This window comes from Verminephrobacter eiseniae EF01-2, from assembly GCF_000015565.1.
GTDB classification, from domain to species: domain Bacteria; phylum Pseudomonadota; class Gammaproteobacteria; order Burkholderiales; family Burkholderiaceae_C; genus Acidovorax; species Acidovorax eiseniae.
The window spans coordinates 5,392,232-5,418,589 of the sequence record NC_008786.1; the positions used below are offsets into that span (position 1 = coordinate 5,392,232).

The following is a 26,358-nucleotide window of genomic DNA, read 5'->3' on the forward strand; positions in this document are numbered from 1 at the left end:
GTGGTCCGGCAGGCGGCCGCAAGCCCGGCTACGCCACCGCCACCTGCACCAGGCAGTCATAGAACGTGGCTGCGCGGCCCAGGTCGGTCAGCGCCTGGCCCGTGACCTGGTTGACGTTGGTGCCGTTCAGGCCCAGTTTGCGCCACCAGATGCCCAGGCCGTTGACCACGCCGGGCCTGGCGCGGTGCGAGACGCTGGCGCGGCAGTGGTAGCTGCCCCGGTCATTGAACACGCGCACCAGGCTGCCGCTGGCAATGCCGCGAGCCTGGGCATCGTCGGGGTGGATTTCGAGCAAAGGCTCGATCTCGATGGCGCGCAGGCTGCGCACGTTGACGAAAGTGGAGTTCAAAAAATGGCGCGCCGGCGGCGAAATCATCGCCAGCGGATGGCGCGCCGAACTGCCCTGCAGCTCGTGGTTGGGCAGGTAGTCGGGCAGGCCATCGAGCCCCTGGGCGGCCAGACGGGCGCTGAAGAACTCGCATTTGCCGCTGGGCGTGGGAAAGCCGCCTGCGGCAAACGGGGCATCGGGCAGTTCCAGGGTGGCAAACCCCTGCTCCTGGAGTCGGGCATAGTCCACCGCGTCGCCAAAGGCCTGGCGGCACAGTTGCTCGTCCTGGTCGGCGAAAGCCGGCTCGGCAAAGCCCATCTGCGCGGCCAGGTCGCGGAAGATCCGGGCATTGCTGCGCGCCTGGCCCAGCGGCGCTATGGCCGGGCGGTTGAGCAGGATGTCGGTGTGGCCATAGCTCAGGTGGATGTCCCAGTGCTCCAACTGCGTGGTGGCCGGCAGCAGGTAATCGGCGTAGTCGGCCGTGTCGGTCTGGAAATGCTCCAGCACCACGGTGAACAGATCTTCACGCGCAAAGCCTTGCACCACCTTGCCCGATTCGGGGGCCACGGCCACGGGGTTGCTGTTGTAGACGATCACGGCCTCGATCTGCGGGCCGAAGCTGGCCGAGGTCGGGCGCAGCAGGTCGTCGCCGATGGTGGACATGTTGATGCTGCGCGGCCTGCGCGCCGGCATCAGGTCGGGCCTTTGCAGCACCGCGCGCCGCACCGGGAACTGCCCGGCGCTCGACAGCAGAACGCCACCGGCCGGATCGCGCCAGGCGCCGGTGAGTGCCGGCAGACAGACCACGGCGCGCACGGCATTGCCGGCGCCGCGCACGCGCTGCATGCCGTAGTTCAGGCGGATGGCGGCAGGCCGGGTGCTGCCGTAGTCCCGGGCGAGCTGGCGGATCTGCGCCACGGGCAGGCCGCAGACATCGGCGGCGCGCTCCGGCGTCCATTGCAGCGCGCGCTCGCGCAGCGCCTGCCAGCCCAGGGTGTGCCGGGCGATGTAGTCATGGTCGAGCCAGTCGTTGCGGATCAACTCATGCATCAACGCCAGCGCCAGCGCGGCATCCGTGCCGGGGCGCAGGGCCAGGTGCTCATGGCATTTGTCCGCCGTTTCGGTCTTGCGCGGGTCTATGCACACCAGCCGGGCGCCGTTGCGCTTGGCCTGCTGCGCGTAGCGCCAAAAGTGCAGATGGCTGCCGATCGGGTTGCTGCCCCAGATCAGGATCAGCCGGGCCTGGGCGAAAAACTCCAGCTTCATGCCCACCTTGTCGCCCAGCGTCTGCGCCAGCGCTTCAGCCCCGGCCGATGCGCAGATGGTGCGCTCGAGCTGCGAGGCGCCCAGGCGGTGAAAGAAGCGCCGGTCCATGCTTTCGCCCTGCACCAGGCCCATGGTGCCGGCGTAGCTGTAGGGCAGGATGGCTTCGGGCGCGCGCGCAGCGATGGCCTGCAGGCGCCCGGCGATGTCGGCCAGGGCCTGATCCCAACTGACGGGCACGAACTGCCCGCTGCCCTTGGGGCCGCTGCGCCGAAGGGGCACCAGGAGGCGCTCGGCGTGGTAACTGCGCTCGGTGTAACGCGCGACCTTGGTGCACAGCACACCGTCGGTGTGCGGATGGCCGGGATTGCCCTGCACACGGGTGGCCACGCCGTTTTCCACCGTGGTCAGCAGGGCGCAACTGTCCGGGCAGTCATGCGGGCAGGCCCCGCGCACCTGAATCGGCGCAGACGAGGTGGTATCTTTTGTAAGAGACATGGACATTTTCCGGCCTGAATGTTGCAATGGTGACTTGGTGTGTCTTTCCTCGAATCTCACGGCATCGACGGCCGGGGAGGATGGCAGACATGTATCGATCCACCGAAACCACATCTTGTACGCCAATGACTCTACCGTGCTTCGTACCCGATGGCTGTAGCGTGAAGCCCGGCCTCGGCATGCAGGGCCCCATCATGCCGGGACGCAGACGATTTTCCATGGGCCTGGGTGCCGTGGCGCTCGGCGGCTTCCATCTTGCGCGGGCACAGGCAGAAGGCCGCATCGTGCTGGGGCAATCGGCCCCTTTCACCGGCCCTGTGGCGCAACTGGGTGTGCAGTTCAACCTGGGCGCGCAACTCTTTTTCGACCAGCTCAACGCCCAGGGTGGCGTGGGCAGGCGACAGGTGGAACTGCGCACCATGGACGATGGCTATGAGCCCGACCGCTGTGCCGAAAATACCCGCAAGTTCATTGCCGACGATGTGTTCGCGCTGTTCGGCTACATCGGCACCCCCACCAGTTTGGCCGCGCTGCCGCTGTTCACCCGAGACAAGTTGCCGTTCTTCGGCCCGTTCACCGGGGCCGAGGCGTTGCGCCAGCCGTTCAATCGGCTCATCTTTCATGTGCGCGCTTCGTACTACGACGAGACCGCGCTCATCGTGCGCCACCTGACGCACCTGGGGATGGACAAGATCGCCGTGCTCTACCAGAACGACGCCTATGGCAAGACGGGCCTGGATGGCGTGACCAAGGCGCTTGCCGACCACAAGCTGGTGCCCGTGGCCACCGCCACGGTCGAACGCAATTCCACGGACGTGGCGGCTGCGGTCGACAAACTGGTGCCCGGCATGCCCCACGCCGTGGTGCAGGTCACGACCTATGCGCCGGCCGCAGCCTTTGTGCGCGCCGCGCGCAAGGCGGGTTTTGGCGGCACCTTCCACAACGTATCGTTCGTCGGCGCGCAGGCGCTGGCCGACGAACTGGGATCGGATGCCGCCGGCGTGACGGTGTCACAGGTGGTGCACTCGCCCTACCAAGCCTCACGCCAGATCACGCGCGAGTTTCTCGATGCCATCAAAAAAGGCGGCAACAAGGTGCAAGCCAACTATTCGAGCGCAGAGGGCTACCTGGCCGCGCGCGTGCTGACCGAGGGCCTGCGCCAGGCGCAAGGCAGCGGCAAGATCACGCGCGAGAACTTCATCACGGGCATCGAAACGATCGGCAGCCACTCGATCGCGGGCTTTGCGGTGTCGTTCAGCGCCACCGACCATGTCGGATCGAAGTTTGTCGAAATGTCGATGCTGACCGGCGACGGGCGCATGCGCACCTGAGCCAGCGCATGGGTCGGCGCCATCGGCGTGGATGGGTAAATCAGGGCCAGAGCATCAAAGTTTGTTTTCATTCAACGACTTACGACAGGGCAATCGCATGAAGCCTCAGGGAGGGAGCCCAAGTAGCTTTGCGAGATATCGCACATCCCAGCCTGCTTTGAGGCGCTTGGCAGCGACACCGAGCTTGCAGGTTTTCTCGTTTTTGAGAAGGTTCAAGGCGATTCGGCGCAGGATAGACAAGTTGTGTGCCGCATTGCCGGCACGAATTCTGCACTCGTCCTCGCCGAAGGCAACATCCAGCACCCAGTGCATGCTGTTTTCAATGCCCCAGTGGGCACGCACGATTTTGCCCAGCGCCGCAGGCTTGGCCGGCAGGCTGCTGATGTAGTAGCGCCGCTCCACGGATGAGGTACCGTGGCGGCCGATGACTTCGCGGCTCGATTCGACCATGACCAGGCTTTGCAGGCCCGGCCAGTGTTGTTCCTGCTGCTGCAGCTAGGCCACATCGTTGGTCGCCACGCAGCGCCGGGTTTCAATGCGGCCATGGTTCTTGTCCGTCTGGCTGTGCTGCCAGAATGGCCGCTCCAAGGTGCCAGCGTCGGCGGCGTCAAACCAGGTCTGGATGGCCTCGGCAAGATTCGGCTGATTGCCCTTCACATTCAGCACGTAGTCGGCACCGCGCCGGACAATCTGCTCGGCGATGTCGTGCTGACATCCCATGGCATCGATGGTGATGGTGCTGCCTCGAATGTCCAGCGCTTGCAGCAACTCCGGGATGGCGGTGATCTCGTTGCTCTTGTCAGCCGTGCGCACTTGGCCCAGCGTCAGAGCGACCGTGCTGCTCCACGCCGACACCAGATGAATCGGGCTACGCGCGCCGTCATGCGAGCCGCGCAAGCACTTGCCATCGATGGCCACATGCTGGCCCCCTCCAGCGAGGGACACAGGCCACCAATCCAGCGCATGAAGCAATGCTCGAACCGGCTGGCGTCAAGCAGCGAGGAGACACGGCCAAAGGTGTCGTGCGAGGCAATGCCATGGGCATACGGCAGATAGTGCCGCAGCCAGTCGAGCTTCGTCTGGCTCCATTGAACCACCGAGGTCCAACTCTCCGCGCCGCTGATCACCCCGCAGATCGCCGCGAGCAACAACTCATCGAGCCGGTGCGGGCATTCGCGCCTCCTCGGGTCCGGCAGGTCATCAAAGGCTGTCAGCAGGGAAATCGGGGTATCTTCCATTTTTTGCGCAAGAATCAAGAGTGAACGCCTTTTTTCAGGAGCGTACGCGCAAAAATCGACCCAACAGACCACTACCCAAGTAGGCTGGGCGCCCTCATGCGATTGCCCTGCCTGCGCTTGCCGCCTTCAGGCTGGGCGCGGCTATTCGCTGTCGCCGTTCTCAATGTTGGCGACGTCCGTCACCGGACATTCGTCGGCCTACCCTCTGTACACCCACAGCACCTCTGTCACCGGTCACTCGATCTTTGCGGTCCAAGACTATCTGCGCGGAAGATCTGGACATCGTAGTCTGGCCTGAGTTCACGCCGATGCAGTGGCCGACCCCGCACACAAAGGCCTCTCACTTTGTGCGCGCCGTGGCGAGCATGCCGATCATCGAGTGTTGTGCTTGCCGCTTTTCAGTGAGCTCGCCGAGCTTTTCCTTGCCGAATCCCAGAGCGCCGCCGCCAATAGCAGCCGCTGCAGCGACGGCGGGACCCGCCACACCGAGGAACGGCGACAAGATCGGGAGCATGGCGGCTCCGGCCACAGCCAATCCAGCGCCGCCGCCAAGATAGGCCGCCCACTTCTTCGGTTCGTACTTTTTCTCGATGTCGTTCATCGCCTTTTGCTGTCGATGAACGAGCGAGGCAAGGCCGTGACTAACCTCACGCACCATTTCACTGGTGTCGATTTCGCCCGCGCCCGCGAGCTGGCTGGTGTACTTATTGAGCTCTTCGCGGAGCCAGCGATGTTCGTTGTTGGCTATCAGTTCGCGAAGGCCGTCCACGGGGATGTTCGCAAGCCACGACAAGCTGTCATCTTGGACGGCGCGGAGCGTCTGAAAGGCTTGCTCCGAGAGCACTTTCCGGCGGCGCAGGTCCGCCGCATTTGCCGCTGCGCATTTCTCGAAATAATGCCAGTGCGTGGCCTGAGAGAGGAGCGGCTGCGCGCCAAGCTCGTTTGCGTTTTCGATCAGATGGTATTGAGGGGCCAGCCTTTCGAGTACGCCTTTCAAAATCACCACGCCGGCTGGCAGCTTCTTCAGCAGGTCGAGAGCCTCATTCGACCGGATCCCTTCGAGTTGCGCGATGTACTCCTGAACGGCGTCGCCGGGTTGTAGAAAGCGATTCGGATCTCCGCCCGGTGGCACGAACAACCGGTTCTCCAATACCGCCTGCACGAATGCGTCCTCGCGCTTGCGGGCATAGTCGCGCAGATCGCCCAGTGATGCAACGGTGCCGTCGCAGAGCGGACCGACGAGGCGCAGCGCAAGCTGCTCCATTCCATGCATCGTGTGCGCGTCGTTGTCTTGCAGAGGTTGCTCGAAGCTCGGGAAGACGAACACGGGCGGCACCAGAAACCCAGGCTCTACGAGCGGACGCAGTTGCAGGATATAGAACAGCGCGTGCGCAAGCTGAAGGTGCATTGCGTTGAGATGCAGATCAGACGTAAAGAACGGATGCACCGGATCCGGGATCAACTGCGTGTCGGCATAGAGCCCGGTAATGCGCACACCAGAGAGGGCTGAGGGCCCGAAGGTTCGCTGACCACCCGTGACCAAGCGCATCCCGCCGAGCGTCTTGGCGTACACGAAGGCCGCATGCGCGTTCGCGGCGTAGAACGCCTCGAGTTCTTCTGCCGCGGCATTCACGCGTGGAGCCATCTCGGCGTCGTCGTGCTCTATGCGCCACATCATCCGTTCGCGGATTTCAGCCTCGTCTGCGATCAGTCCAACTTCCCGTCCGGTCAACGCGCCGAAGAGTTGGGCGAAGAGTCGAAATAGCTCCACTTGAGCATCTCTGACAGGCATTGGTTCTGCGCTCGTCTTCTCGCTCTGTGACTCGAAGAATCTGACGCCCATTCCGGCCATGCGGCCAAACAAGACGGCATCGTCCGAGAGGCCGCTTGTATCGACAAGGCCGCTCAGCAGCAGCGGTGCGGCCATGAATTCCGCAGCCTGCCTTTCAAGGTGCGGGGCGACCTTCATATTTTCGGCTTTCAGCGCCTTCCAGGCGATCAACAGCCGCTGGGCATGGTCAGCGTTAAACTCTTCCTTCTCAGACATCGTTTTCTCCGGCGGGCTTGAGGCCATCTCCACAGCTATCACAGATGGGACCGCAGTGCGACCCCGGCGCGCCTATCCGGCGCACGGTTCGGCGGCTCGCCCACTCATTGTCTACCCGAAGCCACCTCGGCCAACTCGTGAGTGACGCCTTAGCGTTCCTCCACCGGGCCAGCGGGTCAGCCATATCCAGCGCGCGCTAGATCCGCCAGCCGCCGAAAGACGCCTATACGGGAATGAGGGGATGTGCGTCACGAGCCCGCCCATTCAGGTTGGGCCGAAGCATCAAAGCACGACACCATCCGTCGGGTATTTGAGGCGCTCTCGCCAAGTCAGTTGTCGGCCTGCTTGAGTTCCTGGATGGCGCCAAGTCTGCCCTGCGGTGGGCGGCCTGGTCATCGCCATCGATGGCAAGAGTCTGCGCGGGGCGGCATGTCCGGCCTGCGGGTTGCGCGCGCTGCATCAGGTATCGGCCTACGCCGCCGAATATGGCCTGACGCTGGGGCCATTGGCCTGCCAAGAAAAGTCCAACGAAATCACGGCCATTGGCGAGTTGCTGCCAACGCTGGCGCTCGAGGGAGCGGTTGTCACCATCGATGCCATCGGCTGCCAGAGCGCGATTGCCGAGCAGATCGTAGGCGGTGGTGGCGATTACGTGCTTGCCGTCAAGGACAACCAACCACATCTGGCCCACGCCTTGCGCGACTTCTTTGGCACGCTCGATGCGCCCGGCGACCCGGTCAGACAGACCTGCGTGCATGAAACGCTGGACAAGGGCCATGGCCGCATTGAAACCCGTCGCTGCACGGCGGTGGGCGATCTGGATTGGCTAGCTACCCTGGGGCTCAAGGAACACTGGAAGAAGATCACTTCGGTGGCCGGTATCGACTCCAGCCGCGTGATCGGCAGCAAGACCGAGACTGATCGGCGCTATGTGATCAGTTCATTGCCCGCCGACAGTGAGCGCATTTTGCACGCTGTGCGCATGCACTGGGGCATTGAAAATGGCTTGCACTGGTGCCTGGATGTGACCTTTGGAGAGGACGCCTGCCCCATCCGGCTACGCAATGCTGCACTCGACTTCTCATTGCTGCGCCGTGCCGCCATGAACCTGTTTCGTGCTGACCACTCTCGCGCCATGAGCCTGCCAAAAAAACGCAAGGCCGCTGCCTGGAACCCGGACTACCTCGCCAATATCCTTCATCTGCGGGAAATTTGATGCTCCGGCCCTGATGGGTAAACCCCCGGGCTGGCATATCTGCGGCCATCGGGCTAGACTGCGCGACCGTTGAGGACAACTGCCATGAACGTCATTGACTCCATCGTCACCCAGGCGGCCAGCATTGCCGCAGTGCGCCGGGACATCCACGCCCACCCCGAGCTGTGCTTCGAAGAGCGGCGCACCGCCGATGTGGTGGCGCAAAAGCTCACCGAGTGGGGCATTCCGATCCACCGGGGGCTGGGCAAGACCGGCGTGGTCGGCATCGTCAAGGGGCGTGATGGCGGCGCCAGCGGTCGGGCCGTTGGCCTGCGCGCCGACATCGACGCCCTGCCGATGCAAGAGTTCAACAGCTTCGCCCATGCCAGCCGGCACCAGGGCAAGATGCACGCCTGCGGCCACGACGGCCACACGGCCATGCTGCTGGCTGCGGCGCAGCACTTTGCGCAGCACCGCCCGTTCGACGGCACCGTGTACCTGATCTTCCAGCCCGCAGAAGAAGGCGGCGGCGGCGCCCGCGTGATGATCGAAGACGGCCTGTTCGAGCAATTTCCGATGCAGGCCGTGTTCGGCATGCACAACTGGCCGGGCATGCCCGTCGGCAGTTTTGCCGTCAGCCCCGGCCCCGTGATGGCCTCGACCAGCGAATTCCGGATCACCATCCGGGGCAAGGGCGGCCATGCCGCATTGCCGCATACGGGCATCGACCCGGTGCCGATTGCCTGCCAGATGGTGCAGACCTTCCAGACCATCATCAGCCGCAACAAAAAGCCGGTGGATGCAGGCGTGATCTCGGTGACCATGGTGCATGCGGGCGAGGCCACCAACGTGGTACCCGACAGTTGCGAACTGCGGGGCACGGTGCGCGCCTTCACCATCGAGGTGCGCGACCTGATCGAAAAACGCATGCGGCAGGTGGCCGAGCACAGTTGCGCGGCGCATGGTGCCGTTTGCGAGTTCGAGTTCGTGCGCAACTACCCGCCGACCATCAACTCGCCCGCCGAGACGGAGTTCGTGCGCCAGGTCATCGCCGGCATCGTCGGTCCGGAGCGCACCCTGGTGCAAGAGCCGACCATGGGCGGGGAAGACTTTTCCTACATGCTGCAGGTCAAGCCGGGCGCCTACTGCTTCATTGGCAATGGCGATGGCGCCCACCGCGAGATGGGCCATGGCGGCGGGCCTTGCATGTTGCACAACCCGAGCTATGACTTCAACGACGAACTGATCCCGCTCGGCGCGACCTACTGGGTCAAACTGGCCCAGGAGTGGCTGGCCCGGCCGGCAAGCAGCGGCGCCTGAGCCACCCCCGGTCCCGATCGGCACCCCGCAGGCGCGCAGCAAACGCCAACCGGGCGCGGAATCGGGCGTGCAATGCCCCCTCGTTGCGGCCCGCAGGCCCAGGCCCTGCGCTGGCGCCGTTGCCCTGTACCTTCTTCCACCCTCCGAGCATGATCGGCACCATTGAAGCCTTCTCGCCCCGCGACACCCGTGCGCGCAGGTCTGACCCCACGGCACCAGGGCCGGCGGCCCACTCGCGCGCGCGCGAATTCGCCCCCGGCCTGCTCGTCCAGGGCATCGCGCCCCCGCTGTCCCTGTCGAGCTACAAGCTGATCGCGTTCGACATGGACTCGACCCTCATCAACATCGAGTGCGTCGATGAAATCGCCGACGCCGCAGGCCGCAAGGCCGAAGTGGCTGCCATCACCGAGGCGGCGATGCAGGGCCTGGTCACCGACTACAAGGAAAGCCTGCGCCAGCGCGTGGCCCTGCTCAAGGGCGTGACGGTGCAGCGCATGCAGCAACTGCTGACCGAACGCCTGCGCCTGAACCCCGGCGCCAAGGAACTCGTCACCGCCGTCAAGGCCGCCGGCCTGCGCACGCTGCTGGTGTCGGGCGGCTTCAGCTTTTTTGCCGACCATGTGCGTGCGATCCTGGGCATAGACTTTGCCCGCTCCAACCGGCTGGAACTGGACAACGGCCAGCTCACCGGCCGCATGCTGGAGCAAACCTGGGGCGACCTGTGCGACGGCGCAGAAAAGCGCCGCACCTTGCTGGAACTGGCATCGCTGATGGGCATTTCACCCGCGCAGACGATTGCCGTCGGCGATGGCGCCAACGACCTGCCGATGATGGCCGCCGCCGGCCTGTCGGTGGCCTACCACGCCAAGCCCGCCGTGCGCGCGCAGGCCAAGGTGGCGATCAACCAGGGCGGGCTGGACCGACTGCTGGAAGTGCTGCACTGAACGGCCCCGCCAGCACCTGCGCAACCAACCGGCCTCGGGCAACGGCGCAAAGGCAAAGGCCAGCCCGACCCGATGGCAGCGCGCAGCAGGCCGCAAGGGTCCTCATGGCTCGTGCTCCAGCGCTTGTTGCAGCATGTCAAAGTCGAGCAAGCGGGTGGCCAGCAAGGTCTCGGTCAGAAAGCACACCAGCGCCAGCAGAAACGACGCCACCCCCGCCAGAAAACCGGCCACGGCCAGCCGGTTGGACTGAAAGTTGGTGGTCTCGCCCAGGAACAGCAAGATGATGGTGCTGCCGATCAGAAACGCGCAGAACGTGAGCAGCCCGATGCAGCCATTGGCCAGCCGCCCGCGCAGCCGCAGGTCGGCCAGTTCTTTGTAGGTCCGGGCCAGAAACCCGGGCTCGGGTTCGGTGCAGGCACGGGCGCGGTCTTCGACCACGCGGGCCCGGTCGATGATGCGGGCCAGCCGCCCGGCCACCGCGCCGATCATGCCGGAGACGGCCGTCAGCAGGAACACCGGGGCCAGCGCCAACTGTATGCCATGGGTGATGGCAGATGAATCAAAGGTCAGGACCATGGGTGCTTTGAACCAAGGGAAAAAACAGCAAACCGCCAACGGCCCGATTATCAACGGCGATACTCGAACCCCCAGCGCATCGATCACTGCATCGATCACCGCAGTGCTCACCGGTTCATCACCGACTTCATCGGCGCGCCCGGCATGGCGGGCGGGTTGGGTTCTCGCCCCGCGCCCGCCCCGCGCCGGCAGAGGTCGTGGATTTGCGGATGAACACCTCGATTGAAAGCCCCCCATGCTGATGGCCCAAATCTCCGACACGCACATCGAGACCGGCGGCCAGCGCGCCTACGGCATCGTCGATACTGCGGGCCTGCTGCGCGCGTGCGTGGCCGATGTCGCGCGCCTCGATCCCCGCCCCGACCTGCTCGTCCTCACCGGGGATCTGGTCGACCATGGCCGCCCCGAGGAGTACGCATTGCTGCAGGAACTGCTGGCACCGCTGACGATGCCGCTGTACCTCGTGGCCGGCAACCACAACGAGCGCGAGGCCCTGCGCAGCGCCTTGGCCGGCCCGCGCTTCGACTACCTCGGGCAGACCGGCGAGTTCCTGCAGTACGCCGTCGACCTGGGGCCGCTGCGGCTGCTGGTGCTCGATACCGTCGTGCCGCAGGAAGGGCGCGGACAGTTGTGCCGCCAAAGGCTGGCCTGGCTGGAGCAGCGCCTAGTCCACTGCACCATTGAAACAACACCCCATTTGTGGTTAAATGCAACGCATGGGAAAAATGAATCTGACCGACGCCGAGCGAGACAAATTGCTGACCGCCACGCGTAGCCGCACGGCGCGCGTGGCGGACGTGCGCAGGGCCAAGCTGATCCTCATGCTCGAAGAGGGTCAGTCGCGCGACACCATCATGCAAAGGCTCGAATGCGACTCGCGTTTCATCTCCCGCTGGTCCAGCCGCTTTCTCAGCGAGCGCCTGGCGGGCATGTACGCCCGGCATCCGGGACGCGCGCCCAAGCAGCCGCCGGCCAAACTGGAGGCGCGGGTGCTCAACTACACGCTCAGGCGCAAGCCGAGCGATGGCTCCACGCACTGGAGCAGCTACAAGTTGTCGGCTGAACTTGGCGACGTATCCGTTTCTGCTGTTCAGCGCATCTGGCGCAAGCACAACGTGCGACCGCAAAGGCTGGATCGACACATGGTGTCCAACGACCCGGACTTCGAGACCAAGGCGGCCGATGTGATCGGGCTGTACCTCAATCCACCGGCGCACGCCGTGGTGTTCTGCGTCGATGAGAAGACCGCCATCCAGGCGCTCGATCGCAAGGACCGGATGCTGCCGCTGTCGCCCGGGCGTGCCGAGAGCCACGGATTCGAGTACAAGAGAAACGGCACGCTGAGCTTGTTCGCGGCGCTGAACACCGCCACCGGCCAGGTGCTGGGCAAGACCGTGGCGCGCCACACCAGCGAGCAGTTCGTCGCCTTCCTTACCGACATCGTCGCCAGCCAGTGCGAGCGGCAGGAGATCCATGTCATCTGCGACAACGTCAGCAGCCACAAGACCCAGCGCGTGCGGGACTTCCTTGTACAGCACGGCAACGTGCGCATGCACTTCACACCCACGTACTCGTCGTGGCTGAACCAGGTGGAGAACTGGTTCTCGCGCATTCAGCGTGATGTCATAACCCGCGGCGTATTTACCTCGGTGAAGGACTTGGGGCGAAAGCTGATGCGCTACATCCGCGAACACAACAAGAATCCCAAGCCCATCAAGTGGAAGTACGACGATCCATCAAGGCGCATTCGACAGGTGCTTATTCAATGATGCAGTGGACTAGTGTCGCGTCACTGATCATCTGTCGGTCTGCGCTGGCCATCGAAGCGCATCGCGGCGTTGCATCGCTTGCCAATACGCTCGGTATTGGCTGCGCGATGCGCCTTGCGCTGCGCTCCGATGGCTGCGCGCAGCCTACGACATCTGATCCGTGACGCGACACTAGCCAAAGATGACCGCCCCACCGTCATCGCCATGCACCATCCGCCGTTCGCCACCGGCATTGCCCATATGGACGCCCTCGGGCTGGAAGGCGCTGACGCGCTGGCGCAACTGCTGCGCCAGCACCCGCAGGTCGAGCGCCTGCTGTGCGGCCATCTGCACCGCTCCATCCAGTGCCGCTTCGGGGGCACGCTGGCCTCCACCTGTCCCAGTCCCGCGCACCAGGTGGCGCTGGACCTGCGCGCCGACGGCCCGGACTGCTTCGTGCTGGAGCCGCCCGGCTACCAACTGCACCTGTGGCATGCAGGCCGGCTGGTGTCGCATACCTGCGTAGTTGGCGCATACGCAGGGCCTTACCGGTTTCGTGAGGGGATGTGCTGATCGATGAAGCCCACGCAGGCCCGGCAGCGGCTGCCGCGCGCAGCGCCGGAGGGTGTGAACATGGTTGGCCCTCGGCACGAGGCAGCGCCATGGCCCCAATTCCCGTGCCGCCTGGCGCGGCCGGGAGGTGGCCAACGCGGCCATGCGGAGCATGGGGGTGGCATGGGCTTTCCGTCCGGCGGCGCTGAGCACCGCGTGCGCCATACGCGGCTGGACGATCGCCGGCGCGCAAGCCATCCCGGTCTGGTTGCAACCGGCGCTGCGCCCGGTGGGCAGCCGGGCATCGTGCAGGCCGAGGTGCTCCCGATGCGACGGCTCAGCGCAGGCCAGGGCCTGCGGTCGACGCGGTAATCATCTGCAACATCGCTGAAATGCCTCGATCGACGCCCCGGGCGCTGTTATCGTTGCGGGCGGTGCCGTTCGGCTTCGCGCACGGCTTTTGGCATGCCACCGGAAAGTCCTCCATGAAAAAACTCCTCGCTGTCCTTGCGCTCGGTCTGTTCGCTGCCGGCGCTTTTGCACAGACGCCCGCTCCGGCGGCCCCGCAGGCCGCTCCGATGGCCGCTCCGATGGCCGCTCCAATCGCCGGTCAGGCACCGGCAGCCCGGGCCAGCAAGGCAGGCAAGACCGCCAAAAAGAAAACCCACAAGAAGATGGCCAAGAAAAAGGCGGCCCACAAGGTCGGCTGAAAGGCCGGGGATCGATCTGCGTCGATGACCGCTTTGCACCCCGCATCCCTGCGTCGCACCCGGCGCGCGCGCCGGGTATGCCGCGCCAGCATGGGCCTGGCACTGCTCGCGGCGCTGCTGGCCACCGCCCAGGAGGGGGCGCAACTGACGCTGCCACGGGTCGAACTGACGGCCGGCATGTACCGTATCGAGGCCCAGGTAGCCCAGGCGCCACAGGAGCGCCAGACCGGGCTGATGCACCGCCAGGAAATGCCGCAGCACGAAGGCATGCTGTTCGTGTTCGAGCAGCCGGCACAGCAGTGCTTCTGGATGAAGGACACCTTGCTGCCACTGACGGCCGCATTCGTTGCCGATGACGGCACCATCGTGAACCTCGCGGACATGCGGCCCCGGACGCTGGACTCGCACTGCTCGGCCAAGCCCGTGCGCTATGTGCTGGAGATGAACCAGGGCTGGTTTGCCAAAAAGGGGATCAGGGCCGGGGCCAGGCTCGGTGGCGCACCGTTTGCGCACAGGTGATCGGGCGCCGCGCCCAGAGCATCGGGTCGGAACCATGCGCGACGGCGGGCGCAGGCGGCGGCTCGAAGTCCCGCCATGCGTGCAGAAAGCCCAGTGTCGCGTCACCGATCAGATGTCGTAGGCTGCGCGCAGCCATCGGAGCGCAGCGCAAGGCGCATCGTGCGGCCCATACCGAGCGTATTGGCAAGCGATGCAACGCCGCGATGCGCTTCGATGGCCAGCGCAGACCGACCGATGATCGGTGACGCGACACTAGGCCCCCCTGCTTGCGCGCAACCACGCTGCCAAGACTATCGACGGATCGAACGACCGCCGTTCACTACGCGCCGGGCGCCAAGCCGTAGCGCGCACCCGCGCCAGTGCGTCCAGGTGGGTGCGGCGGCGTGGCCTGATCCGGACATCGGACTGCCGGTTGTGCCGCTTGCCAAGCCGCAAGACGCGATGGGCAGCCGGCATGTGGTCGCCCCCCGTCGCCACATGCCTTTGGCCACGACGGCGGGCGGCCAAAGGCCATTCGTCGTTGGCAGGTTACGGCACCAGGGCCATCGTTGGGGCCGTCCGCCGGGCCTCAGGCGAAGTTCGCCTGGGCAAACTGCCAGTTCACCAACTTGTCAAAAAAGGTCTCGACGAACTTCGGGCGCAGGTTGCGGTAGTCGATGTAGTACGCGTGTTCCCACAGGTCTACGGTCAGCAGCGCCTTGTCCTGCGTGGTCAGCGGCGTGCCGGCCGCGCCGGTGTTGACGATGTCGACGCTGCCGTCGGTCTTTTTGACCAGCCAGGTCCAGCCCGAACCGAAGTTGCCCACGGCGCTCTTGACAAAGGCTTGCCGGAAAGCGGCGTAGCTGCCCCACTTGGCGTTGATCGCTGCGGCCAGCGCGCCGGCAGGCTCGCCGCCGCCCTGCGGGGCCATGCAGTGCCAGAAGAACGTGTGGTTCCAGATCTGGGCCGCATTGTTGTAAATGCCGCCGCTGGATTTTTTGATGATCTCTTCGAGCGCCATGGACTCGAATTCGGTGCCCTTTTGCAGGTTGTTCAGGTTCACCACATAGGCGTTGTGGTGCTTGCCGTGGTGGTACTCCAGGGTTTCCTGGCTGTAATGGGGTGCCAGCGCGTCGATGGCATAGGGCAGCGCAGGGAGGGTGTGTTCCATGGTGGGGTTTCCTTGTGGTGTGAAATGGCGTGCCGCCGGACGCGGCCTGAAGGGGGCATTGTAGGAAGATCGGCCGGCAGGCGGTGGCGCGTGCTCGGGAAACACCCCGGGCCTGTTGGGCCGTCCGATCAACCGCTGCCATCGCTGCCATGACAGCGCGCCTTGCCCCGGCGCGAAACGCATCGGCTTCCATGGGGTGCGGCTATTGGCGGGACGGCACACCAGCGCCGCTGCGCGGGGCCACGGTCACATCCACCGTGCCGTCGGCCAGCGTGGCGCGCAGTGCCGCGCCGGGCCGGGCTTGGCGCACCCGGGTCACGGCCTGTCCGCCGGTGTCGGTCAGCAGCGCGTAGCCGCGCTGCAACACCAGGCGCGGGTCCAGCAGTTCCAGGTGCAAGGCGGTGCGTTCGAGCCGCTCGGCATGTTGCCCCAGGCGCCGCCGCAGTTGCTGCGGCAGTTGGGTCTGGAGCGCTTGCTGCGTTTGCCCAAGCTGCTGCATTTTCAGCAGCACGCCATGGCGCATGCGCTGGGCCAGGCGGGCCAGTTGCAACTGCTGGCCGGCGACCAGGCCGGACGGTCGGCCCAGCCGCGCGGCCGCCTGGTCGAGCCGCTGGTGGCGCGCATCGAGCTGGCGCTGCGCGCCGTCCCGGATGCGGCCGACCAGCAAGTCCAGCGCCGCCAGCCAGAATTCGCGCGGCTGGGCCACCAGTTCGGCCGCTGCCGTGGGCGTGGGCGCGCGCAGGTCGGCACAGAAGTCGGCGATGGTGAAATCGGTCTCATGGCCCACGCCACTGACCAACGGCACCGGGCTTTGCACGATCATGCGGGCCAGTTGCTCGTCGTTGAAGGCCCACAGGTCTTCGATCGAGCCGCCGCCGCGCACCAACAAGATCACATCGATCGCCGGCGTATCTGCTCCGGGCGCCGCTGCTGCCTGCGCCAGGCCATACAGTTTTGCCAGCGCCGCAATGATGGTCGGCGCTGCGGCCACGCCTTGCACCTGCGCCGGCACCAGCAGCACCGGGATATGCGGCACCCGCCGGCGCAATGCCGTGACCACGTCGTGCAATGCCGCCGCCCCGGGCGATGTGACCAGGCCAATGCCACGCGGCAGCGCAGGCAGCGGGCGCTTGCGCGCGTTGTCGAACAGGCCCTGCAGTTCGAGCCGCGCCTTGAGTTGCAGGAACTGCTCAAACAGCGCCCCCTGCCCGGCCTGCTGCATGCCCTCGACGATGAACTGCAGTTCCCCGCGCGCTTCATACACCCCGAGGCGACCGTGCAACTGCACCAATTGTCCATCGCGCGGCGCAAAGTCGAGCCCGCTGGCGGCGCGGCGGAACATCGCGCAGCGCAATTGGCCATGCATGTCCTTGATCGAGAAATAGCAATGCCCGCTGGATGCGCGCGTCAAGCCCGTAATCTCGCCGCGCACCGCAACGGGATTGAAGCGCACCTGCAGCGCATCAGCAATGGCGCGGCACAGCGCGCCAACCTCCCACACACGGGCCGCTGCGATGGGGTCCGGGCGCTCAAACATGAGACCCGATGGGCTTTGGCGCGGTGTTCAAAATGCGAGTACTCCACAGAAACTGGCGAGCGGCGGGCATACCCCATGCCGCCCCGGGAACCGTCCGAAAAACACCAGCATACGTGTAAGTTGTTGATTTATATGGATTTTTCACTGCCTGATTTTTCATCAATCTGTTGCAAGCACGGCGCGGCGCCGCTTCGCGAGGTTCTCCAACCGGGTTGCCCACAAAGTTATCCACTGTTTTTGTGGGTGAACGAGGCGGCAGACAGATGCTCGGCCATGTCACGTTTGCTGACCCGAGGCGGCGCGCCGGCTGGGTCATAATCGCCGACTGTTTTCATCTGTGCGGGAGTGAGATTTGCTGTCCATCATACAAGCTGCAGGCTGGCCCATCTGGCCCCTGATTGCGTGTTCCGTCCTGGGACTGGCATTGATTTTTGAACGCTTCGTGGCCCTGAAGACAGCCCGCGTCGCCCCCCCCCGATTGCTCGATGAAGCCATCACCGTCTCGTTCAAGGCCCTGCCCCCCCCCGATGTGGTGAACCAGCTCGCCCAGAATTCGGCCCTGGGCGAAGTGCTGGCCAGCGGCCTGCGCGCCCTCAACAGCAACCCCGCGTGCAGCGAAACCGAGCTGCGCGCAGCCATGCAAGGCACGGGGCGCGCCGTGGCGCACCGGCTGGAAAAATACCTCCCGGCCCTGGCCACCATCGCCTCCGCCGCCCCTTTGCTCGGCCTGCTGGGCACCGTGATCGGGATGATCGAGATCTTCGGCTCGCAGGCCGGCCCGGGCGACATGGGCCAGGCCATCGGCGGCAGCAACCCGGCCATGCTGGCGCACGGCATTTCGACCGCGCTGTACAACACGGCGTTCGGGCTGATCGTGGCCATCCCGGCGCTGATCTTCTGGCGCTACTTTCGCGCCCGCGTCGATGCCTACCTGCTGACGCTGGAACTGGCCGCCGAGCAATTCGTGCACCACATGCTGCAACTGCGCCAGATAATGCGATGAACTTCCGCACCCTCTGCCGCGACGAACCCGAGATCAACCTGATCCCGTTCATCGACGTGCTGCTGGTGGTCCTCATCTTCCTGATGCTCACCACCACCTACAGCAAGTTCACGCAATTGCAACTGACGCTGCCCGTGGCCGACGCCGAGCAGCAGCGCGACCGGCCCCGGGAAGTGATCGTTTCCGTGGCTGCCAATGGCCGCTATGCGGTCAACCAGACCGGCGTCGACGGGCGCAGCCTCGAGGCCATCGTGCAAGCGTTGCGCAGCGCCACCCCGGCCGGCCGCGACAGCGTGCTGATCATCAGCGCCGACGCCATGGCCTCGCACCAGTCCGTGGTCACGGTGATGGAGGCCGCGCGCCGCTTGGGCCTGGCCCAGATCACGTTTGCCACGCAGTCCTCGGCCTCGGCACGGGCCAGCGGTCGCTGACCGGCATGGGCGCCTTGCGGCCGCAGCCGCCCCGCATGCCGGCAGGGCATGTTGCGCCAGCGTACTGGCAAAAACGCGGCCTGGCCGCCTGGGCGCTGTGGCCGCTGGCACAGTTGTATCGCGCCCTGGTGGCAGCGCGGCGCGGGCTGTACCGGGCCGGATGGCTCAAGGCGCAGCACCCGGGCCGCCCCGTCATCGTCGTCGGCAATGTGATTGCCGGCGGAGCGGGCAAGACCCCCGTGGTCATCGCCCTGGCGCGCCACCTGCAGGCGCGCGGCCTGCGCGTTGGCGTGATTGCACGCGGCCATGGCCGCAGCCGCCGCGACTGCCGCGCGGTGCTGCCCGACAGCCCGGCCAGCGCCGTGGGCGATGAGCCCGCGCTGATCGCGCGCCATTTCGCCAACGGGCCTGCCGTCCCCGTCTTTGTCGCCCGGCGCCGCATCAGCGCCGCCCGCGCCCTGCTGGCCGCCCACCCCGATACCGACGTGCTCCTGTGCGACGACGGCCTGCAGCACCTGGCCCTGCGCCGGGATCTGGAAATTTGCGTGTTCAACGACCAGGGCCTTGGCAACGGCTTTTTGCAGCCCGCCGGCCCGCTGCGCGAACCCTGGCCACGCAGCGTGGACTTCGTGCTGCATGCCGGCGCCGCCCCCGGCGGATCGCCGGCCCCGGCCTTTGGCGTGCAGCGCAGCCTGGCCCCCTGCGCATTGCGCTCGGACGGAGCCGCAGTGCCGCTGGCCCGGCTGCAAGGCCAGCCCCTGCATGCGCTGGCGGCCGTGGCCCGGCCGGGCGAATTCTTTGCCATGCTGCAAGCCCGGGGACTGACGCTGGCGCATACCGAGGCCCTGCCGGACCACTATGACTTGCAGCGCTGGGAACGCATGACGGACCCGCGCCTGACGCTGATCTGCACCGAAAAAGATGCGGTCAAACTGTGGCCCTTGCACCCGGACGCGCTGGCCGTGCCGCTGGTGCTGCACATCGACCCCGGCTTTTTTGCCGCCCTCGATGCCTGGCTGCCGGCCCGGCGCGCCATGCCGGAAATCGCGCCGGGGAGCGACGCCGCCGCTATCATCGCCGGGACTGAACCCACCCTCCCGGAGAACCACCGCCCCATGGACCCCAAACTGCTGCAATTGCTGGTCTGCCCTGTCACCAAAGGCCCGCTGCGCTATGACCGTGCAGCGCAGGAACTGATCTCCCGCAGCGCCAGGCTGGCCTACCCGGTGCGCGATGGCATCCCGGTGCTGCTGGAAAACGAGGCCCGCCCGCTGACCGACGAGGAACTGGAGCAGTGAGCGCCGCGCCCGACGCGCAGGACTCGACAGCGAACGACCGCTTCACGGTGCTGATCCCGGCGCGCATGGCATCGACCCGCCTGCCGGGCAAACCCCTGGCCGACCTTGCCGGCCTGCCGATGGTGGTGCGGGTGGCCAAGCGTGCCGTGCACAGCGCAGCCGACCGCGTGCTGGTGGCCACCGATGACGCCCGCATCCTGCAAGCCTGCGCCGCCCATGGCGTGGAGGCGATCCTGACCCGCGCCGACCATGCCAGCGGCAGCGACCGGCTGGCCGAGGCCTGCGCCCAGCTCGGGCTGGCGGACCAGCATATCGTCGTCAATGTGCAGGGCGACGAACCGCTGATCGCCCCCGAACTCATCGATGCCGTGGCGGCGCTGCTGCCCGCCCGGCCCGAAGCCGGCATGGGCACGGCCGCACATGCGATCGCAACGCTGGCCGACTACCACAACCCCCAGGTGGTCAAAGTGGTGCTCGACGCGCGCGGCCTGGCGCAGTACTTCAGCCGCGCGCCGATTCCCTTCGCGCGCAACCCGGCAGAGCATGGCTGGTGCTCCGCCGGCGCAGCGCCGGGCATGGGCACATTGGCCGGCCATGCCCCGCTGCGCCATATCGGCATCTACAGCTATCGCGCCGGCTTTCTGCGGCAATTGACGCAACTCGCGCCCGCGCCGACCGAGACCATCGAGGCGCTGGAACAATTGCGGGCGCTCTGGCATGGCCACCGCATCGCCGTGCACCTGACCGCAGCCGCCGCCGGCCCGGGCGTGGACACGCCCGAAGACCTGGAACGGGTGCGCCGCCTTTTGCTCTGAGTCTGGTGTCGCGTCATCGGTCAGATGTCGCAGGCTGCGCGCAGCCATCGGAGCGCAGCGCAAAGCGCATCGCGCAGCCAATACCGAGCACCGAGCGTATCGGCAAGCGCTGCAACGCCGCGCTGCGCTCCGATGGCCAGCGCAGACCGACGGATGACCGATGACCGATGACGCGACACCCGCCCCGTCCGGCCACGGATCCCAGCGCAGCCCACATGCTATCCTCGACCGCAGCACCGCATCCCGGGCGCAGGGCGCATCCAGCGGCTTGGTACGCCACAACCTTTGAGGATTTCCATGAGACTGATTCTGTTGGGCGCCCCCGGCGCCGGAAAGGGCACGCAAGCGGGCTTCATCTGCCAACGATACGGCATCCCGCAAATCTCCACCGGCGACATGCTGCGCGCCGCCGTCAAGGCCGGCACGCCACTGGGCCTGCAGGCCAAGGCAGTGATGGACTCGGGGTCCTTGGTCAGTGACGACATCATCATCCATCTGGTCAAAGAGCGCATCGCGCAGCCGGACTGCGCCCAAGGCTTTTTGTTCGACGGTTTTCCCCGCACCATTGCGCAGGCCGATGCGCTGAAGGCCGCAGGCGTCAGGCTCGATTACGTGCTCGAAATCGACGTGCCCTTCGAGGCCATCATCGAGCGCATGAGCGGCCGCCGCTCGCACCCGGCCAGCGGTCGCACCTACCATGTCCGGTTCAACCCGCCCAAGATCGACGGCAAGGACGACCTGACCGGCGAAGCACTGCTACAGCGCGAAGACGACAAGGAAGAAACCGTCAGAAAGCGCCTGCAGGTCTACAGCGCGCAGACCCGCCCCCTGGTGGACTACTACAGCCACTGGGCCCGGGTCGAACCCGCCGCCGCCCCCCGGTACCGCTGCATCAGCGGCACAGGCCGCGTCGATGAGATCACCGCGCGCGCGCTGCAGGCGCTGGCCTGCTGATTCCATTGCCAAATCGTTCGCGAAGGCGAAGCGCAGACAGTACAGATGACAGATGCGCGGCAAGCGACGCCGGCAAAGTGCGCGGACGATTCAGGAATGGAACGGGGCGCCGACTCACAGCAGATCGAGCATCAGCCCGATGCGCGCCTTCACCGGCGACAGCCCACCCGGGGCAACGGGCAGCCGATCGCCTGGTTTGACCAGCACCTGCCCCTCGGGGCAGCGCGTGCAGCGCAGCACCCGCACCCCCGCATCCTGAGCGCGCAGCAGCGCCGCTTCCAGCGCATGGTGAATGTTCCCGTTGCCGCTACAGGCCACCACCAGACCCTGCACCCCGGCGCGCACCAGCGCGTCCACCACCATCCCGCAGGCTCCGGCATGGCTGGTGAGCACCTCGACCTTCGGCCAACTTTTCGCACTCGCTATCTTTTCAAGAGCGTTCGATGGTTTGTTTTCAAGCGCCAGCGGCCAACCCTGTGCCAGGCGCACCCGCCCCTCCTCGACCCAGCCCAAGGGGCCTGCATCGCCCGAACCGAAGGCATCGACCCGGTACGGGTGCATTTTTTGCACCCGCTGCGCGCCATGCACCCGGCCCGCAGCCACTGCCAGCACCCCCGTCGCGCCGGCGGCCTGCACCACGGCAACGGCGTCGAGCAGGTTCTGCGGTCCATCGGGCGTCAGCGCAGTGGCCGGGCGCATCGCACTGGTCAGCACCACCGGCTTGCGGGCATCGAGCACCGCGTGCAGAAACCAGGCCGTCTCCTCCAGGGTATCGGTGCCATGGGTGATGACCAGACCCCGCACCTGCGGGTCCTGCAAATGGTGCGCACAGCGCAGCGCCAGTGCGCGCCAGATATCGCAGTCCATGTCCTTGCTGTTGATCTGGGCCACCTGCTCCGCGAGCAACGCGCCGCCGGCAAGCGCTTGCAGACCGGGCGCCGCCGCCAGCAACTGCTCCACCCCGACCTGGGCTGCGGTGTAACCGATATTGTCCCCCGCCTGTGCCGAGGTGCCGGCAATCGTGCCCCCGGTGCCCAAAACCACAATTTTTTGCCTGCTCACGGTCTTTTCCAATTCAGGTATGAGAGTCTGAAACGGCCCCGGATCGGCAAGGCCAAGCGAGGCGATCGGCGGTAGAGCGGGCCAGTATATCGGGGCGCGGGAAAGGGCGATGGGCGCTTTCATCCGACTCGGCGACCTGCAGACATATCTATCTGCTGCGCCCGGGTTTGCGTGGGCCGGGGACATCGGCGGAGAACAGGCAAGGCCGGCGGAAGTTCAGGAACCGGCGCAGCAACGCCGATCATGTTCAAGTCTGCCCGTGGTGCCGCAATGGTGCTGCGTAGACCACCTGTTGTATCGGCCCATGAAACGTCTGCGTGACCCGGCGTCCTTTTCCCCTCGTGATGTTTGTGCGGCCCAGCACGATAGGGTCTTGCTCGATACGCAGCTTGTCGCCGACGACATTGGTGTGGATGCGGCTGAGCCATTCCGGGTCCTCGCTGGCCACCAGCATGCGTGCAGCGCTGCCACGGCAGAGCACCAGGTCGGTCGATCCATCGATCACGATCTTTCGCACGACCCGCAAGAGGCGTTCCTCCTGCGCCCATCCCTCAGTACGACGCCAGAATCCGGCCGCTCGATCACCGCCTGCTGTATTGAGTTGCTCGAAGATGCTCATCGTCCCTCATCCCCTCAGTTGCAATGGCAGCAGGCGCAAGCGCGTGCGGTTCGGATCGACCGTGAGCAACGCACCTTCTTCAAGTTCGGAAGCCATTTGTCGCAGGGCAATGACGATTTGCTTGCCGATCGCGTCCGGGCTGACATCCTCCGCGCGAATCTGCACCACGCTCGGCTTTTCACCGTGGGTGGCAGCGAGGATCGCGCCGAAATCCAGATCGTGCGTGAGCCCCACACAGTTGCTCGCACTGGCATAGGCCATGATTTCTGAGTCCTGGGCGTTGAAAGCTCCGACCGCAGACCAGTGTGCCGCCTCGATTCCTGCATCGGCCAGCACATCGACCCAACGGGGCGACAGGTTCATATCAACCAACAGCTTCATGCTGTGGCCAGCATGATCTCGCGTTCATCGGCGCGCCATGCCGCGTAGCGAAGCGCCTGCATGATGTCGTCGCGCTCCAGGTAGGGGAAGTCGGTCAGGATTTCGTCGGCGCTGCGACCTGCGCCGATCTGGCCCACGACCATGCCGACCGTGACGCGCATTCCGCAGATGCACGCCTTGCCACCCATGACCTCGGGCTGTTGGGTGATGCGATTGAGTTGACCCATGTTGCTGTTCCTTATCGAAACTCGTTGCATGGTATCGGTTCGAGAAAATGATTTCAAGAGCCGTTTACGAAAATGACAGGGCCGGAGCATCAAAGTTTGTTTTCATTCTGTGACCTTTGGAGAGGACGCCTGCCCCATCCGGCTACGCAATGCCGCACTCAATTTCTCATTGCCGCGCCGCGCCGCCATGAACCTGTTTCGTGCTGACCACTCTCGCGCCATGGGCCTGCCAAAAAAACGCAAGGCCGCTGCCTGGAGCCCGGACTACCTCGCCAATATCCTTCATCTGCGGGAAATTTGATGCTCCGGCCCTGGTGCTGCGGCTGCACGGGGTGCAAGCCCCCTGCCCGCCCGGCAGCGGAAGGGCTGGCCGGGTCGATCGAAATGCCGGGGCTACAATATTCCCCACAAACAACGGCTTGCATTGGCGGCGCGGGCATTGGTTCGAGATCACGAGATGGAACTTGGAAATCGACTTGAAAACGATCGAGGCGCTGGCTCCTGATCAGGCGTCGCTCAGCGCTGCCGACATCAAGCTGGTTCGCCCGAACGACGAAGCGCCCAACACAGACCATTGAGAACCTGCGGTTTTCAAAGCGCTCGCGCAGGAATCCATGCACGCAAATTTGCAGCAACGATTGCGACGACAGACGCAGGCTCCGCACCCGATAATGAGGACCTGAACGACAGGACATATGGCACATGACTGACCACCGTTACCCCACCGACTTGGTGATCACGAGAAAAGACTTCGCTGACAGCGGATGGGATGTGGTGCTGAATCAAACGCCGCTTGAAGGTTACTACGCGATGTCGCAGGCACTCTCAGTCGCTGAGCGCAAGGCCATTGATGAGAATCGGAACGAGCACGGCAAGGTGCTCTGGCTACTTGCTGATGTCTGCTCAATGATGCTGTCGCCATCAAGTCAGAACGAACCATTCAAGCCATCCATCATATTTACCAATGGTCGTCGTACGGCGATTCCGGACGATCTGACCGCCACCGACGTTGAATTTTTCGCCGAGATCGCCGAAACGGTGACCGATATCCGGCTGCGTGCGCGTCTTGCCGATCTGGTTTGGTTAAAAGGAAAGCCCAGGAATGTGAAGTTCGCACTCATGGCCATCGACGCATATCGTGACATCCCGCTGGACGCAGAGACGTGGGTTCACGATGGGGAGAAATGTTGGGAGCGAGCCATCAGCCTGGCCCAGATGATCAAAGTCAGCGCTGGCGACCGGCTTGAGCAAATGGAGACTCATATCGTCGCTTCGTTCAATGCCGCAACGAGACAAGATGATTTTCTCGGGCTCTGGTTGGCGAGACTGCTGAAAACGAACGGATGGGGACGACTTCATCAAACCGATATCGCGCAGAAACTGGAAACACTGGCTCGGGAATTCGATGGCGAAAGGAATTTGTACAATGCGCGTAAGTATTTCTCCGCATCCGCCGACTGGTACAGAACCGTCCCTGACAAGGCAAAATCAGCCGAGATGACGGTATTTGTTGCCGAGAACTGGGTCAAGGAAGCCGTCGCCCGGGTCTCGTCAGACAATCCGAGTCACATGGCAGCAGCAAGTTTTTACGAAAATGCCATCCAGATTTATCGAACGATTCCAAAAACTGAGCGTACCGCGCACCGAGTTGATGAGAGGGTCGCCGAGCTTCACGCTCATCTGAATGAGTCTGGAGAGAAGACCCTGGGTGAAATGACGCGAATCAGCACCCCGGGCATCGACATCACTTCACTTGCCGAAAAGGTTCGTATATCTGTCCGCGGGAAATCGGCTACCGAGGCACTCCTGGTTTTTGCGCATCTCTGTGATGGAGCAGCGAAGGTGGACGAATTGCGCAATCGCACGTTGGAACAGATGCGAGAATTCCCTATTCAGTGGTCGGTTGCAATGACCGTGAGGAGTCAAGACGGTCGGGTGATCGCAAAGCGGCCGCCGATGAACTTCAATGCGAAGCCGACGGAAGATAACGAAGACGCCATCCGTTATCAGATGATTCATCTCTACAGCAAGAATGTCGGTATCGCGGCCCATGGCATCATCTTGCCGGCTCTCGAAGTCCTGTTGCTTGAACACCGGTTGCGCGAGGCCGATTTCGTCGATATCGCCAATCAATCACCCATCGTCCCGAAAGGACGAGCCGGGCTTTTCGGCAAGGCATTGTTCGCGGGCTTCGACCGAGACTTTGTCACGGCGCTGCACCTATTGCTGCCGCAGATCGAGCACTTGGTTCGCGTACACCTCAAACAAGCAGGGGCCAAGACAACGAATCTCGACAAGGATGGGATTGAAAACGAAAACGGGATGAGTACCTTGATGAATCTGCCAGAAGCCGAGCAGGTTTTCGGCAGGAATCTCGCCTTTGAGCTCAGGGCACTGTTCTGCGATGCTTTCGGCCCCAATTTGCGCAACGAACTCGCCCATGGACTGCTCGACGAAGAAGCGTTCCATTCGCCATTTGCCATTTATGCGTGGTGGTTAGGGTTGCATCTCGTCTTTCACCCTTGGTGGAACATGGCGCACAAGAGCGCGACAGAGGGCGAGGCAGGTCCAGACGACTGAGTGATGGCAGTCCCCGCCGCAGGGACCGCGCC

The 26,358-nt window shown here is 64.8% G+C and carries 29 protein-coding genes and 3 pseudogenes; 18 read left to right on the forward strand and 14 right to left on the reverse strand.

Going from position 1 to position 26,358, the window contains the following annotated elements; all coding sequences use genetic code 11:
* Window positions 1-28 precede the first annotated feature (28 nt).
* Entirely contained in the window at window positions 29-2,095 is a 2,067-nt protein-coding gene (locus tag VEIS_RS23630; protein ID WP_011812543.1) for a molybdopterin-containing oxidoreductase family protein, read from the reverse strand.
* Between the two features lie 188 nt (window positions 2,096-2,283).
* Between VEIS_RS23630 and VEIS_RS23635 the strand changes: the two genes are divergently transcribed.
* A complete protein-coding gene (locus VEIS_RS23635; protein ID WP_011812544.1) occupies window positions 2,284-3,420 on the forward strand; it encodes an ABC transporter substrate-binding protein in 1,137 nt (378 codons plus the stop codon).
* Between the two features lie 105 nt (window positions 3,421-3,525).
* On the opposite strand, the gene VEIS_RS30975 is transcribed toward VEIS_RS23635, so the two are convergent.
* The 4 genes from VEIS_RS30975 to VEIS_RS23650 form a co-directional block, all read right to left on the reverse strand.
* Complete coding sequence (locus tag VEIS_RS30975; RefSeq protein WP_011812545.1) at window positions 3,526-3,870, reverse strand: ISAs1 family transposase; 345 nt, start codon at window positions 3,868-3,870, stop codon at window positions 3,526-3,528.
* A gap of 45 nt (window positions 3,871-3,915) precedes the next feature.
* On the reverse strand, window positions 3,916-4,338 hold the full coding sequence (locus tag VEIS_RS30980; protein ID WP_011812546.1) for an ISAs1 family transposase: 423 nt from the start codon (window positions 4,336-4,338) through the stop codon (window positions 3,916-3,918).
* Complete coding sequence (locus tag VEIS_RS30985) at window positions 4,245-4,676, reverse strand: ISAs1 family transposase (RefSeq protein ID WP_232287793.1); 432 nt, start codon at window positions 4,674-4,676, stop codon at window positions 4,245-4,247. The genes VEIS_RS30980 and VEIS_RS30985 overlap by 94 nt, the downstream gene beginning before the upstream one ends.
* A gap of 322 nt (window positions 4,677-4,998) precedes the next feature.
* Window positions 4,999-6,705, reverse strand: a complete 1,707-nt coding sequence (locus VEIS_RS23650; protein ID WP_011812547.1) for a hypothetical protein — start codon at window positions 6,703-6,705, stop codon at window positions 4,999-5,001.
* 376 nt (window positions 6,706-7,081) lie between these two features.
* Between VEIS_RS23650 and VEIS_RS23655 the strand changes: the two are divergent.
* From VEIS_RS23655 to serB, 3 genes and pseudogenes are all read left to right on the forward strand, one after another.
* A pseudogene (locus VEIS_RS23655) lies at window positions 7,082-7,921 on the forward strand (ISAs1 family transposase); the annotation flags it as partial.
* Between the two features lie 84 nt (window positions 7,922-8,005).
* Window positions 8,006-9,220 (forward strand): M20 aminoacylase family protein, encoded by a 1,215-nt coding sequence (locus VEIS_RS23660; protein WP_011812549.1) that lies wholly within the window; start codon window positions 8,006-8,008, stop codon window positions 9,218-9,220.
* Window positions 9,221-9,369: 149 nt separating this feature from the next.
* Window positions 9,370-10,164, forward strand: coding sequence for a phosphoserine phosphatase SerB (serB, locus tag VEIS_RS23665; RefSeq protein WP_011812550.1), 795 nt, complete (start codon window positions 9,370-9,372; stop codon window positions 10,162-10,164).
* A 102-nt stretch (window positions 10,165-10,266) separates the two neighbouring features.
* Here the strand turns inward: serB and VEIS_RS23670 are convergent, their stop codons facing one another.
* Entirely contained in the window at window positions 10,267-10,740 is a 474-nt protein-coding gene (locus VEIS_RS23670) for a DUF2721 domain-containing protein (RefSeq protein WP_011812551.1), read from the reverse strand.
* Here VEIS_RS23670 and VEIS_RS29400 point away from each other — a divergent pair.
* From VEIS_RS29400 to VEIS_RS23685, 4 genes and pseudogenes are all read left to right on the forward strand, one after another.
* Window positions 10,739-10,966: a hypothetical protein gene (locus VEIS_RS29400; protein WP_157048653.1), complete on the forward strand. Its 228-nt coding sequence runs from the start codon at window positions 10,739-10,741 to the stop codon at window positions 10,964-10,966. The two genes, VEIS_RS23670 and VEIS_RS29400, sit on opposite strands and share 2 nt — an antisense overlap.
* 9 nt (window positions 10,967-10,975) lie before the next feature.
* Entirely contained in the window at window positions 10,976-11,515 is a 540-nt protein-coding gene (locus tag VEIS_RS23675; RefSeq protein WP_083758707.1) for a metallophosphoesterase, read from the forward strand.
* Window positions 11,448-12,509, forward strand: a complete 1,062-nt coding sequence (locus tag VEIS_RS23680) for an IS630 family transposase (RefSeq protein WP_011812552.1) — start codon at window positions 11,448-11,450, stop codon at window positions 12,507-12,509. Before VEIS_RS23675 ends, VEIS_RS23680 begins: the two co-directional genes overlap by 68 nt.
* Window positions 12,510-12,695: 186 nt before the next feature.
* A pseudogene (locus tag VEIS_RS23685) lies at window positions 12,696-13,061 on the forward strand (phosphodiesterase); the annotation flags it as partial.
* A 316-nt stretch (window positions 13,062-13,377) separates the two neighbouring features.
* On the opposite strand, the gene VEIS_RS29405 reads toward VEIS_RS23685, so the two are convergent.
* Window positions 13,378-13,527 (reverse strand): hypothetical protein, encoded by a 150-nt coding sequence (locus tag VEIS_RS29405; protein WP_157048654.1) that lies wholly within the window; start codon window positions 13,525-13,527, stop codon window positions 13,378-13,380.
* On the opposite strand from VEIS_RS29405, the gene VEIS_RS23695 reads away from it, so the two are divergent.
* A complete protein-coding gene (locus tag VEIS_RS23695) occupies window positions 13,526-13,750 on the forward strand; it encodes a hypothetical protein (RefSeq protein ID WP_041951250.1) in 225 nt (74 codons plus the stop codon). The genes VEIS_RS29405 and VEIS_RS23695 overlap by 2 nt on opposite strands.
* A 24-nt stretch (window positions 13,751-13,774) precedes the next feature.
* Window positions 13,775-14,269, forward strand: coding sequence for a DUF192 domain-containing protein (locus VEIS_RS23700; protein WP_011812554.1), 495 nt, complete (start codon window positions 13,775-13,777; stop codon window positions 14,267-14,269).
* Here the strand turns inward: VEIS_RS23700 and VEIS_RS29410 are convergent.
* The 3 genes from VEIS_RS29410 to xseA all read right to left on the reverse strand — a co-directional run bounded on the left by VEIS_RS29410 (window position 14,223) and on the right by xseA (window position 16,956).
* Window positions 14,223-14,522, reverse strand: coding sequence for a hypothetical protein (locus VEIS_RS29410; RefSeq protein ID WP_157048655.1), 300 nt, complete (start codon window positions 14,520-14,522; stop codon window positions 14,223-14,225). The genes VEIS_RS23700 and VEIS_RS29410 overlap by 47 nt on opposite strands.
* 315 nt (window positions 14,523-14,837) lie before the next feature.
* Window positions 14,838-15,419 (reverse strand): Fe-Mn family superoxide dismutase, encoded by a 582-nt coding sequence (locus VEIS_RS23705; protein ID WP_011812555.1) that lies wholly within the window; start codon window positions 15,417-15,419, stop codon window positions 14,838-14,840.
* A 202-nt stretch (window positions 15,420-15,621) separates the two neighbouring features.
* Window positions 15,622-16,956, reverse strand: coding sequence for an exodeoxyribonuclease VII large subunit (xseA, locus tag VEIS_RS23710; protein ID WP_011812556.1), 1,335 nt, complete (start codon window positions 16,954-16,956; stop codon window positions 15,622-15,624).
* Between the two features lie 352 nt (window positions 16,957-17,308).
* Here xseA and VEIS_RS23715 point away from each other — a divergent pair, with 352 nt between their 5' ends.
* The 7 genes and pseudogenes from VEIS_RS23715 (at window position 17,309) to adk (ending at window position 21,457) form a co-directional block, all read left to right on the forward strand.
* Window positions 17,309-17,959 carry a MotA/TolQ/ExbB proton channel family protein gene (locus VEIS_RS23715; protein WP_011812557.1) on the forward strand — a complete coding sequence of 217 codons (651 nt, stop codon included), beginning with the start codon at window positions 17,309-17,311 and terminating at the stop codon, window positions 17,957-17,959.
* Window positions 17,956-18,390 (forward strand): ExbD/TolR family protein, encoded by a 435-nt coding sequence (locus VEIS_RS23720; protein ID WP_011812558.1) that lies wholly within the window; start codon window positions 17,956-17,958, stop codon window positions 18,388-18,390. Before VEIS_RS23715 ends, VEIS_RS23720 begins: the two co-directional genes overlap by 4 nt.
* 35 nt (window positions 18,391-18,425) lie before the next feature.
* Window positions 18,426-19,409: pseudogene (gene lpxK, locus VEIS_RS23725) on the forward strand (tetraacyldisaccharide 4'-kinase); the annotation flags it as partial.
* A 96-nt stretch (window positions 19,410-19,505) separates the two neighbouring features.
* Window positions 19,506-19,688, forward strand: a complete 183-nt coding sequence (locus tag VEIS_RS30990) for a Trm112 family protein (RefSeq protein ID WP_232287982.1) — start codon at window positions 19,506-19,508, stop codon at window positions 19,686-19,688.
* Window positions 19,685-20,503 (forward strand): 3-deoxy-manno-octulosonate cytidylyltransferase, encoded by an 819-nt coding sequence (kdsB, locus tag VEIS_RS23730; protein ID WP_011812560.1) that lies wholly within the window; start codon window positions 19,685-19,687, stop codon window positions 20,501-20,503. Before VEIS_RS30990 ends, kdsB begins: the two co-directional genes overlap by 4 nt.
* Before the next feature lie 5 nt (window positions 20,504-20,508).
* A complete protein-coding gene (locus VEIS_RS30050) occupies window positions 20,509-20,667 on the forward strand; it encodes a hypothetical protein (RefSeq protein ID WP_198137929.1) in 159 nt (52 codons plus the stop codon).
* Window positions 20,668-20,800: 133 nt separating this feature from the next.
* Complete coding sequence (gene adk, locus VEIS_RS23735; RefSeq protein WP_011812561.1) at window positions 20,801-21,457, forward strand: adenylate kinase; 657 nt, start codon at window positions 20,801-20,803, stop codon at window positions 21,455-21,457.
* A 114-nt stretch (window positions 21,458-21,571) separates the two neighbouring features.
* Here the strand turns inward: adk and VEIS_RS23740 are convergent, their stop codons facing one another.
* From VEIS_RS23740 to VEIS_RS23755, 4 genes are all read right to left on the reverse strand, one after another.
* Window positions 21,572-22,519, reverse strand: a complete 948-nt coding sequence (locus VEIS_RS23740; protein WP_041951252.1) for an asparaginase — start codon at window positions 22,517-22,519, stop codon at window positions 21,572-21,574.
* Between the two features lie 247 nt (window positions 22,520-22,766).
* A complete protein-coding gene (locus tag VEIS_RS23745) occupies window positions 22,767-23,138 on the reverse strand; it encodes a hypothetical protein (RefSeq protein WP_011812563.1) in 372 nt (123 codons plus the stop codon).
* 6 nt (window positions 23,139-23,144) lie between these two features.
* A complete protein-coding gene (locus tag VEIS_RS23750; protein ID WP_011812564.1) occupies window positions 23,145-23,519 on the reverse strand; it encodes a DUF5615 family PIN-like protein in 375 nt (124 codons plus the stop codon).
* Window positions 23,516-23,746, reverse strand: coding sequence for a DUF433 domain-containing protein (locus VEIS_RS23755; RefSeq protein WP_011812565.1), 231 nt, complete (start codon window positions 23,744-23,746; stop codon window positions 23,516-23,518). The genes VEIS_RS23750 and VEIS_RS23755 overlap by 4 nt, the downstream gene beginning before the upstream one ends.
* 702 nt (window positions 23,747-24,448) lie before the next feature.
* Between VEIS_RS23755 and VEIS_RS23760 the strand changes: the two genes are divergently transcribed.
* Entirely contained in the window at window positions 24,449-26,326 is a 1,878-nt protein-coding gene (locus VEIS_RS23760) for a DUF4209 domain-containing protein (RefSeq protein WP_011812566.1), read from the forward strand.
* The last annotated feature ends 32 nt before the right edge of the window (window positions 26,327-26,358 follow it).

Bases quoted from the DNA above. Each gene is read 5' to 3' on its own strand.
- adk (WP_011812561.1), top strand. From the start codon at position 20,801: ATGAGACTGATTCTGTTGGGCGCCCCCGGCGCCGGAAAGGGCACGCAA.
- VEIS_RS23650 (WP_011812547.1), bottom strand. From the start codon at position 6,705: ATGTCTGAGAAGGAAGAGTTTAACGCTGACCATGCCCAGCGGCTGTTG.
- VEIS_RS30975 (WP_011812545.1), bottom strand. From the start codon at position 3,870: ATGGTCGAATCGAGCCGCGAAGTCATCGGCCGCCACGGTACCTCATCC.
- VEIS_RS23755 (WP_011812565.1), bottom strand. From the start codon at position 23,746: ATGGGTCAACTCAATCGCATCACCCAACAGCCCGAGGTCATGGGTGGC.
- VEIS_RS23745 (WP_011812563.1), bottom strand. From the start codon at position 23,138: ATGAGCATCTTCGAGCAACTCAATACAGCAGGCGGTGATCGAGCGGCC.
- VEIS_RS29405 (WP_157048654.1), bottom strand. From the start codon at position 13,527: ATGGAGGACTTTCCGGTGGCATGCCAAAAGCCGTGCGCGAAGCCGAAC.
- xseA (WP_011812556.1), bottom strand. From the start codon at position 16,956: ATGTTTGAGCGCCCGGACCCCATCGCAGCGGCCCGTGTGTGGGAGGTT.
- VEIS_RS23660 (WP_011812549.1), top strand. From the start codon at position 8,006: ATGAACGTCATTGACTCCATCGTCACCCAGGCGGCCAGCATTGCCGCA.
- serB (WP_011812550.1), top strand. From the start codon at position 9,370: ATGATCGGCACCATTGAAGCCTTCTCGCCCCGCGACACCCGTGCGCGC.
- VEIS_RS23630 (WP_011812543.1), bottom strand. From the start codon at position 2,095: ATGTCCATGTCTCTTACAAAAGATACCACCTCGTCTGCGCCGATTCAG.
- VEIS_RS23750 (WP_011812564.1), bottom strand. From the start codon at position 23,519: ATGAAGCTGTTGGTTGATATGAACCTGTCGCCCCGTTGGGTCGATGTG.
- VEIS_RS29400 (WP_157048653.1), top strand. From the start codon at position 10,739: ATGGGTGCTTTGAACCAAGGGAAAAAACAGCAAACCGCCAACGGCCCG.
- VEIS_RS23675 (WP_083758707.1), top strand. From the start codon at position 10,976: ATGCTGATGGCCCAAATCTCCGACACGCACATCGAGACCGGCGGCCAG.
- VEIS_RS23695 (WP_041951250.1), top strand. From the start codon at position 13,526: ATGAAAAAACTCCTCGCTGTCCTTGCGCTCGGTCTGTTCGCTGCCGGC.
- VEIS_RS23680 (WP_011812552.1), top strand. From the start codon at position 11,448: ATGCAACGCATGGGAAAAATGAATCTGACCGACGCCGAGCGAGACAAA.
- VEIS_RS23635 (WP_011812544.1), top strand. From the start codon at position 2,284: ATGCCGGGACGCAGACGATTTTCCATGGGCCTGGGTGCCGTGGCGCTC.
- VEIS_RS23705 (WP_011812555.1), bottom strand. From the start codon at position 15,419: ATGGAACACACCCTCCCTGCGCTGCCCTATGCCATCGACGCGCTGGCA.
- VEIS_RS23760 (WP_011812566.1), top strand. From the start codon at position 24,449: ATGACTGACCACCGTTACCCCACCGACTTGGTGATCACGAGAAAAGAC.
- VEIS_RS23700 (WP_011812554.1), top strand. From the start codon at position 13,775: ATGACCGCTTTGCACCCCGCATCCCTGCGTCGCACCCGGCGCGCGCGC.
- VEIS_RS23670 (WP_011812551.1), bottom strand. From the start codon at position 10,740: ATGGTCCTGACCTTTGATTCATCTGCCATCACCCATGGCATACAGTTG.
- VEIS_RS30990 (WP_232287982.1), top strand. From the start codon at position 19,506: ATGGACCCCAAACTGCTGCAATTGCTGGTCTGCCCTGTCACCAAAGGC.
- VEIS_RS23720 (WP_011812558.1), top strand. From the start codon at position 17,956: ATGAACTTCCGCACCCTCTGCCGCGACGAACCCGAGATCAACCTGATC.